General features: G+C 72.2%; 8 protein-coding genes. 5 read left to right on the top strand and 3 right to left on the bottom strand.

The window, feature by feature from the left end:
- Window positions 1-210: 210 nt before the first annotated feature.
- A complete protein-coding gene (locus tag B0I32_RS44050; RefSeq protein ID WP_106249821.1) occupies window positions 211-1,092 on the bottom strand; it encodes a M48 family metalloprotease in 882 nt (293 codons plus the stop codon).
- A 169-nt stretch (window positions 1,093-1,261) separates the two neighbouring features.
- Between B0I32_RS44050 and B0I32_RS58295 the strand changes: the two genes are divergently transcribed.
- From B0I32_RS58295 to B0I32_RS44030, 4 genes are all read left to right on the top strand, one after another.
- Window positions 1,262-2,449, top strand: coding sequence for an OmpA family protein (locus B0I32_RS58295; RefSeq protein ID WP_219912317.1), 1,188 nt, complete (start codon window positions 1,262-1,264; stop codon window positions 2,447-2,449).
- 140 nt (window positions 2,450-2,589) lie between these two features.
- On the top strand, window positions 2,590-3,435 hold the full coding sequence (locus B0I32_RS44040; RefSeq protein ID WP_106249820.1) for a shikimate dehydrogenase: 846 nt from the start codon (window positions 2,590-2,592) through the stop codon (window positions 3,433-3,435).
- A 107-nt stretch (window positions 3,436-3,542) separates the two neighbouring features.
- Window positions 3,543-5,330, top strand: coding sequence for a sugar phosphate isomerase/epimerase and 4-hydroxyphenylpyruvate domain-containing protein (locus tag B0I32_RS44035; protein WP_106249818.1), 1,788 nt, complete (start codon window positions 3,543-3,545; stop codon window positions 5,328-5,330).
- A gap of 70 nt (window positions 5,331-5,400) precedes the next feature.
- A complete protein-coding gene (locus B0I32_RS44030; RefSeq protein ID WP_106249817.1) occupies window positions 5,401-6,750 on the top strand; it encodes an MFS transporter in 1,350 nt (449 codons plus the stop codon).
- Here B0I32_RS44030 and B0I32_RS44025 read toward each other — a convergent pair.
- A complete protein-coding gene (locus B0I32_RS44025; protein ID WP_106249815.1) occupies window positions 6,713-7,087 on the bottom strand; it encodes a nitroreductase family deazaflavin-dependent oxidoreductase in 375 nt (124 codons plus the stop codon). The genes B0I32_RS44030 and B0I32_RS44025 overlap by 38 nt on opposite strands.
- A gap of 122 nt (window positions 7,088-7,209) precedes the next feature.
- Here B0I32_RS44025 and B0I32_RS44020 point away from each other — a divergent pair, with 122 nt between their 5' ends.
- Entirely contained in the window at window positions 7,210-7,857 is a 648-nt protein-coding gene (locus B0I32_RS44020) for a TetR/AcrR family transcriptional regulator (protein ID WP_106249814.1), read from the top strand.
- Window positions 7,858-7,867: 10 nt separating this feature from the next.
- On the opposite strand, the gene B0I32_RS44015 is transcribed toward B0I32_RS44020, so the two are convergent.
- On the bottom strand, window positions 7,868-8,374 hold the full coding sequence (locus tag B0I32_RS44015) for an STAS domain-containing protein (RefSeq protein ID WP_146178528.1): 507 nt from the start codon (window positions 8,372-8,374) through the stop codon (window positions 7,868-7,870).
- Between the last annotated feature and the right edge of the window lie 19 nt (window positions 8,375-8,393).

The following is an 8,393-nucleotide window of genomic DNA, read 5'->3' as shown; positions in this document are numbered from 1 at the left end:
ACCCTGCTGGTCTCCGACAACGGCGTGGGCCTGGGCGAGGGCGGCCGGCGCAGCGGGCTGCGCAACATCGAGGAACGGGCCGGGCGGCTGGGCGGGTCGGTGGAGCTGGAGTCCGCGGAGGAGGGCGGGACCCGGCTGCACTGGCGGATCCCCCTGTGAGACCCGCCGGCGACATCCTCAGCCGGGGTCGGGCGGGCTCAGGCCTCCGTCTCAGGTCAGGCGGTCGACCCGCTCGGTGATCCTCGGGTGGCTCGACCACCAGCCGTACCGGGCCGGCTCGGTGGACACCAGCCCGACGGCGGGGATCGTCGCGGCGCGCAGGTCGGTGCGGGGGATCGCGCCACAGCCGCTGATCTTGAGCAGGGTGGCGGCCAGCAGCGCTGGCTGCCCCGTCTGCAGCGCCGCGTCGTGGTCGGCGGCCAGCTCGCGGCTGCGGCTCAGCGCCCGCAGCGGCAGCCGGGCCAGCACGCTGAGCACCCACAGCAAGGCGATCCACGAGGCGAAGGAGGCCAGGAAGAACATCGCCGGCAGGTCGCGGACCTGCCGCAGGAACGGCACCGGGCGGCTGTGCCTGCGGGCGAACCGGCCGGCCACCCGCATCCCCCAGGCCATGGCGATGGTCAGGGAGCCGGCCAGCGTCATGAAGGCCACGTCGCGGTGACGGATGTGCGCGACCTCGTGCGCCATGGCCACGGTGAGCTCCTCCGGCTCCAGCGCGTCCAGCAGCCCCTGGGTCACCATGACGGTGGTGTGCCGGCGTGAGCGGCCGAGGGTGAAGGCGTTGGGCCGCGGGTCCCGGCTGACCGCCACGCGCGGTTTGGGCAGGTCGTTCAGCGCGCACAGCCGGTCCAGCACGGCGTGCAGCTCCGGCTGCTCCTCAGGGGAGACGATCCTGGCCCTGGTCGCCTTGCGCGCCATCCACTCGGTCGCCCACCACTGCGGCAGGACCGCCAGCGCCACCACCGTCACCACGACGGGCACGGTGACGCCGCCCATCAGCGCCAGCACGATGGGCACGGCGTACACGAGCGCCAGCAGCGCCATCGCCACGATCATGCGCGGGACCAGTTCCTGTGCCGAGCGCCGGGCCATCAGCCTCAACCACCCTTCTGCCGGAGGTCGCGTCCTCACTCCCCAGTGGACCTCTCGCGCTCCGGGAACTCAAGCCTCGCGGGGGAGTGGTCCGCTGCCGGCTCTATGCGGATCCTGAAGGTGGATGTCCTACCGTCGTGGGTCTACGCGATCCAGTAGGAGATTGATCATGTCGAGAACCCTGCTCGTGACACCGCTGCTCGCGATGGTGCTGGCCGCGTGTGGCGTGGGCGCGACCGGTGGGGGCGGGGAGGAGCGCCAGACGCCGGCCGCGACGGGCACGGCGGCCGGCCGGACGACGGCGAGCCCGGCGCGAACAGCCGGGACGACGGGCAGCCCGGCCGCTTCGGCGTCGCCGACCGGCCCTGAGCCGTCGCACTGCCCGAACGGCGAGCTCATCCCCGCGGTGGACAGCCCGGCCGTGCACGCCGACCCGGTGGTCATCCCGGAGGCCAAGCTGGGCGGCACGACCATCCCGGCCGTCACCATCCCCGGCGTGGACATCCCCGCCCTGCACATCCCCGCCCAGTGCACCGAGATCGCCCCTGCTCCCGGCGGCTGCCTCGGCGCCGCGTCGATCCCGCCGGTGTCGATCCCGGCCGTGGAGATCCCGCCGGTCGAGATCCCCGGCGTGAACGCGGGCGGCATCAAGCTCGACCCGGTCAGGGCCGAGGGCAGGCGGGCGGAGGGCAAGCACGCCGAAGGCGTCTCGACGCCCGAGGTGTGTCAGGTCAAGCCGAAGAACGGGGGCATCGTCCCGTTCGTGATCCGGCCCTTCATCATCCGGCCGTTCATCATCAGATCCTTCGTGATCAGGTCGTCCATCATCCGTCCCAGCGCCTGCAACGAGCAGAACGAGTGCCTGCCCGCCGTCGAGGTGCCCGCGGTGGAGGTGCCCGGCGTCGAGGTGCCGGGCGTGGAGATCCCGGGCGCGGAGCTGAAGGGGTACGAGGTGGGCGAGAGCGAGGTGCTGGAAGGAGAGGACTCGATCGCGTTCAGCATCAGGGCCGACGTGCTGTTCGACTTCGACAGCGCCACCGTCAAGCCCGGGGCCGCCGCCGAACTCAGGCGCGTCGCCCGCGAGATCGGGAAGAAGGCGGGGCCGGACGCGCGGATCGACGTGGACGGGCACACCGACGGCAAGGGCGAGGACGCGCACAACCAGCCGTTGTCGGAGCGGCGGGCGCGGGCGGTCGTCGAGTGGCTGGCGGACGAGGGCGGCCTGGACCGGTCGCGGCTGAAGGCGCGCGGATACGGGGAGAGCAAGCCGATCGCGCCGAACACCAAGGCGGACGGCTCGGACAACCCGGCGGGCCGCGCGAAGAACCGGCGCGTGGTGGTCTCCACCGCGACCTGACCGCCGCTGAGCTGCGGCCCCCTCCCGCCGGGGGCCGCTCCGCTCGCCGGTGCCGAACGTTTCCGTCTGGTCATGTAACTCACTAGTACGTACATTAGGAGGACATTGCGCGGTCGTACCCCGCTGGAAAGGGAGAAGTGATGGATTCGTTCCTGATCGGACTGATCGGCTCGGGGATCGGCCCCTCCTTGAGCCCGCCCCTGCACGAGCGGGAAGCCGCGCACCACAGGCTGCACTACGTCTACCGGCTGCTCGACACCGATCGGGTGGGCGGCGACGTGGGCGAGCTGATCCGCACGGCCCGCCGGTTCGGCTACGACGGGCTCAACGTCACTCATCCCTGCAAACAGGACGTCATCCCGCACCTGGACGAGCTGTCACCGGACGCCCGCATGCTCGGCGCGGTCAACACCGTGGTGTTCGACGGCGATCGGGCGATCGGGCACAACACCGACTGGACGGGCTTCGCCGAGTCGTTCGCGCGCGGACTGCCCGACGCGCCCGCCCGCCGGATCGTCCAGCTCGGCGCCGGGGGAGCGGGGGCCGCGGTCGCGCACGCGCTGCTCACGATGGGCGCCGACCGGATCACCGTGGTCGACTCCGACCCGGCGCGGGCCCGCACGCTCACCGGGGAGCTGACCGCCCGCTTCGGCGCCGGACGGGCCCGCCCCGCGCCCGTGGCCGAGCTGCCGCGGCTCATGGAGCGGGCCGACGGGCTGGTGCACGCGACGCCGACCGGCATGGCTCAGCATCCGGGGATGCCGCTGCCCGCCGCGCTCCTGCACCCCGGGCTGTGGGTGGCCGACATCGTCTACCGGCCGCTGGAGACCGAGCTGCTGCGGCACGCGCGGGCCGCCGGCTGCCGGACGCTGGACGGCGGCGGCATGGTCGTCTTCCAGGCCGTGCACGCGTTCCGGCTGTTCACCGGCCGGGAGCCGGACGCCGAGCGGATGCTCGCGCACCTCACGGATCTGATCACCGTCTGAGGCCCCCGTCCGGGAGAGCGACGCCCGTTCGGGGGAGCGAAGCCTGTTCGGGGGAGCGAAGCCTGTTCGGGGACGAAGAGCCGTTCAGGGAGGAAGAGGAGGAAAGCGTGCGCAAGTCCATCGCCACCGTGTCGGTCAGCGGCACCCTGGTGGAGAAGCTGGAGGCCATCGCGGCCGCAGGGTTCGACGGCGTGGAGATCTTCGAGAACGACCTGCTGGCCTGCCCGCTGCCGCCGGAGGAGATCCGCGCCCGCGCGGCCGATCTCGGCCTCGGCATCGACCTCTACCAGCCCTTCCGCGACTTCGAAGGCGCGCCCGCCGAGCTGCTGCCGGGCAACCTGCGCCGGGCCGAGCACAAGTTCCGGCTCATGGAGCGCCTCGGCGCCGACCTGCTGCTGCTCTGCTCGAACGTCTCGCCCGCGGCCGTTCCCGGCGACGACGTGGCGGCCGGGCACCTGCGGCTGCTGGCCGAGCGGGCCGCCGAGCACGGCGTCCGCGTCGCCTACGAGGCATTGGCCTGGGGCCGGCACGTCAACGAGTACCTGCACGCCTGGCGGCTCGTCCGGCTGGCCGACCACCCCGCTCTGGGCGTGTGCCTGGACAGTTTCCACATCCTGTCGCGGGGCTCCGACCCGATCGGCGTCGAGGCCATCCCGGGCGAGAAGATCTTCTTCCTGCAGCTGGCCGACGCCCCACGCCTGGCCATGGACGTGCTGCCGTGGAGCCGCCACTACCGCTGCTTCCCCGGCCAGGGCACGTTCGACCTGGCCGGGCTGCTGGCCGGCGTGCGGCGCGCGGGGTATGCCGGGCCGCTGTCGCTGGAGGTGTTCAACGACGTCTTCCGCCAGGCGTCGGCGGAACGCACCGCGCTGGACGGCATGCGCTCGCTCATCGCCCTGGAGCGGGAGGTGGCGGGCACGGCGCATCCGGCGGTGCCCACCGGGTTCGCCTTCGCCGAACTGGCCGGCCCCGGCGGGCTCGGCGGGATCCCGGCGGCGCTCGGCTTCACGCGTACGGGGACGCACCCCGGCAAACCGGTGGAGCTGTGGGAGCAAGGCGGAGCGCGGTTGCTGGTCAACGCCACCGGGGCGGACCCCGCCCTGATCGCCGTCGGCCTGGACAGCCCCGACCCCGCCGGGGCGGCCGGGCACGCCGAGGAACTGCTGTCGCCGATCCTGCCGCGCGCGCGTACTCCCGAGGAGGCGGAGCTGAACGCGGTGGCCGCGCCGGACGGCACCGAGATCTTCTTCTGTGACGACGGCTGGCTCGCCGACTTCACCCCCTCCCGGCCGCCCGGGACGCAGCCGGGCCTCATCACGGGGATCGACCACGTCGCCCTCACCCAGCCGCGGCATCACTTCGACGAGGCGGCGCTGTTCTACCGCAGCGTGCTCGGGCTCCGGCCGCAGGAGAGCCTGGAGGTGCCCGACCCGTACGGCCTGCTGCGCAGCAAGGCGATGTCGGGCCCCGGCGGCGCGGTCCGCGTCGTGGTGAACGTGGCCCAGGTCGGCGCCGACCACCTCCCGTGGCAGCACGTGGCGCTGGCCTGCGACGACGTGGTGGCCGTCGCTCGCAGGCTGCGGAAGGAGCATCCCGGGCTGCTGCTGCCGATCCCCGGCAACTACTACGACGACCTGGACGCCCGCCACGAGGTCGATCCCGAGCTGCGCGGCCTCGGCGTCCTCTACGACCGGGACGAGCACGGCGGCGAGTTCCTGCACCTCTACACCGTCACCGTGGGCCGGGTCTTCTTCGAGCTGGTCCAGCGGATCGGCGGCTACCAGGGGTACGGCGCCGGCAACGCCGCCGTCCGGCTGGCGGCTCAGCACGCGGGACATCGCCAGGGCGTGCGGCCAGGACCTCGTCCGGCCGGCGTGACGCCTGCACCCTTGTAACGTACGAACCAGTGAGTTAGTTTCCTGGAAGCGCATCACCCCCCTCGAACGCCCCTGTGAGGAGCCCATCGTGACCGTGCCCGGCAAACCACGGAAAGCGGCCGTCGCCGCCTGGATCGGCAGCGCGCTGGAGTACTACGACTTCTTCATCTACGGCACCGCCGCCGCGCTCGTCTTCAACCGGATCTTCTTCCCCTCCTCCTCTCCCGCCACGGGAACCCTGCTCGCCCTGGCCACCTTCGGCGTCGGCTACCTGGCCAGGCCCGTCGGCGCCTTCGTGCTCGGGCACATCGGGGACAGGTTCGGCCGCAAACGGGTGCTGGTCACCACGCTGGTGATGATGGGCGCGTCCACGTTCCTGGTCGGCTGCCTGCCCACGTACGACGAGATCGGGGTGGCGGCGCCGATCCTGCTCGTGCTGCTCCGCCTGCTGCAGGGCTTCTCCGTCTCCGGCGAGCAGGCGGGCGCGAACGCGATGACGCTGGAGCACGCGCCGGAGGACCGCCGGGGCTACTACACCAGCTTCACCCTGAACGGCACGCAGGCCGGCCAGATCATCGCCACCGCCATCTTCCTGCCGGTCGCCGCCCTGCCCGAGGAGCAGTTGCTGAGCTGGGGCTGGCGGGTGCCGTTCTGGCTGAGCGTGGTGGTCGCGGCGGCCGGCGTGATCATCAGGCGCACGCTGGAGGAGACGCCCGAGTTCGAGCGCGAGGTCGCCACCGACACCGTGGCGAAGATGCCGCTGGCCGTGCTCTTCCGCGAGCAGTGGCGGGACGTGCTGCGCGTCGTCGTCGCCGCGGTGATCGCCTCCGTGAGCACGATCTTCACCGTGCACGCCCTGTCGTACGCGGTCAACACCATGGGCCTGGAACGCACGCCGATGTTGTGGGTGGGAGTGCTGGCCAACATCGCCGCGCTGATCTCCATCCCGCTGTGGGGCAGGCTGTCGGACCGGGTGGGCCGCAAGCCGGTCCTCATCGGCGGCTCGCTGGGCAGCGCGGTGCTGATGTTCGGCTACCTGTGGTCGATCTACACCGGCGACTTCCTGCTCATCTTCGCCGTGGGCATCGCGCTGTTCGGCATCGTCTACAGCGCCGTCAACGCGGTCTGGCCGTCGTTCTACGGGGAGATGTTCACCACCCGGGTACGCCTGTCGGGCATGGCGATCGGTACCCAGATCGGCTTCGCCATCGCCGGGTTCGGGCCCACCGTGGCCACCGCCGTGGCGGGCACCGGCCCCGAGAGCTGGCTCGGCGTGTCGATCATCACGGCGGTGCTGTGCCTGGTCAACGTGGCCGCGGTCGCGACCGGGCGGGAGACGTACCGGGTGCCGACCGCCCGGCTCGGGCTGCCGCCGGAGGTCGCGGCCGGGCGGCGGGACGTCAGCCGGCGGCCAGGTCCATCCGCAGGAACTCCGTGATGCGCAGCACCCGCACCGGGCGGCGGGACTTGGTGGGCAGCGCCTCGAACGCCTCGTCCCTGCCGATGACGCGGGGAGCGGTGAGCTCCACCTCCTTGCCGTCGACCAGGAGCCGGGCGCTGCCTGCCGCCAGGATGTTGCGCACCCAGTCGGAGCGCGAGCCGTACACGAGGATGAACAGGTAGCCGCCCGTGACGGGAAAGGCGTCGAGCGGCGTGTGGAAGGTGCGGCCGGAGGCGCGGCCGACGTGCGTCAGCACGGGCGACTTCCCCTGGGCGAGCGTGAGCGGGTTGAACACCCGCTTGTTGATCTGGCCCCACCATAACGGCATCGGCATCGCGGACCCCTCTCCTCTGGCGTGCCGTGGCACGGAGGCTTACGCTTGTAAGGTGACTTACTACCGTAAGGCTCGCTTACACTTGTAAGGTTGTCAACCCGTCATCAGCTCCGGAGTTCTCCGTGTCACCAGCCCGGCCGCTCAGCAGGGACCTCGTCCTGGAGGCCGCGGTCCAGGTCGCCGATCGCGGCGGCATCGAGGCCGTGACCATGCGGCGGGTGGCGCAGGAGCTGGGCGTGGAGGCGATGTCGCTCTACCACCACGTGCCGAACAAGGACGCCATCCTCGACGGCGTCGTGGACGTGGTCTTCACCGAGATCGAGCTGCCCGCCGCCGGGTGCGCCGACTGGCGCGACGCGATCCGCGCCCGCGCCGGCTCGGCGCGCGCGGTCCTGGCGCGGCACACCTGGGCGCTCGGCCTCATGGACTCGCGGCGCAACCCGGGCCTGGCGACGCTGCGGCATCACAACGCCGTGCTCGGAGTCCTGCGCGAAGCGGGGTTCAGCCTGCCGATGGCCGCGCACGCCATCTCGCTCGTCGACAGCTACGTGGCCGGATACGTGCTGCAGGAGGCCAACCTGCCGCTGAGCACGCCCGACGAGGTCCAGGACGTGGCCGGCGACATCCTCGCCGAGCTGCCGGTGGAAGAGCTGCCGTACCTCGCGGAGATGATCGTCGATCACGCCCTGCGGCCCGGCTACGACTACGGCGACGAGTTCGGCTGGGGCCTGGACCTGATCCTCGACGGGCTCGAAGCCCGCAGGAAGTGAGCCGCGGGGCTCACGGCTCCTGTTCGGGGGGCCGGGGGGCCGACGGCCACGTTCGCGGACCTCGCGGAAGGATGATGCCGGCGGGCCTCGCCGCGGGTGCCGCGCGGTCCTTCCTGCGGTGCAGCACGCTGAGCCGGTAGTCGCGGTCGCGGGCGGCCAGCTCGGCCAGGGCCTGCTCGATGGTGGCGGCCCTGGCGAGGGCGGGAGCCCAGGCGAGCCGCTCCTTGTCGCAGACCGCGATCATCCGGCCGCTCGCCTCCTTGGCGTGCCGTTCGGCGAGCAGCAGCATGAGACAGCCGCACAGGGTCAGCTCGGTGAGCCGGCGCAGATCCAGGACGAGGTACGGCGGCAGGCGCGCGACCAGCGCCTGAACCAGCACCGGGTACACCTGCCCCACGGCCGGCCGGTCGAAGGAGCCGATCATGCTCACGACCGTCACCGGCCCGCACAACCACCGTTCGAAACGGAACGCGGCTGGTCCCGGCGAGGCCGGAGAGGTCTCGGACGATTGGCTCATGGCATCCCTGCCTCAGCGC

Origin of the sequence: Nonomuraea fuscirosea (assembly GCF_003001935.1) — a bacterium.
Taxonomy (GTDB): domain Bacteria; phylum Actinomycetota; class Actinomycetes; order Streptosporangiales; family Streptosporangiaceae; genus Nonomuraea; species Nonomuraea fuscirosea.
The sequence above is the reverse complement of the archived record's forward strand: the minus strand, read 5'-3'. Positions and strand labels throughout refer to the sequence as shown.

Excerpts from the sequence above, each read along its gene's own strand:
- B0I32_RS44015 (WP_146178528.1), bottom strand. The coding sequence starts at position 8,374 with ATGAGCCAATCGTCCGAGACCTCTCCGGCCTCGCCGGGACCAGCCGCG.
- B0I32_RS44025 (WP_106249815.1), bottom strand. The coding sequence starts at position 7,087 with ATGCCGATGCCGTTATGGTGGGGCCAGATCAACAAGCGGGTGTTCAAC.
- B0I32_RS44040 (WP_106249820.1), top strand. The coding sequence starts at position 2,590 with ATGGATTCGTTCCTGATCGGACTGATCGGCTCGGGGATCGGCCCCTCC.
- B0I32_RS58295 (WP_219912317.1), top strand. The coding sequence starts at position 1,262 with ATGTCGAGAACCCTGCTCGTGACACCGCTGCTCGCGATGGTGCTGGCC.
- B0I32_RS44050 (WP_106249821.1), bottom strand. The coding sequence starts at position 1,092 with ATGGCCCGGCGCTCGGCACAGGAACTGGTCCCGCGCATGATCGTGGCG.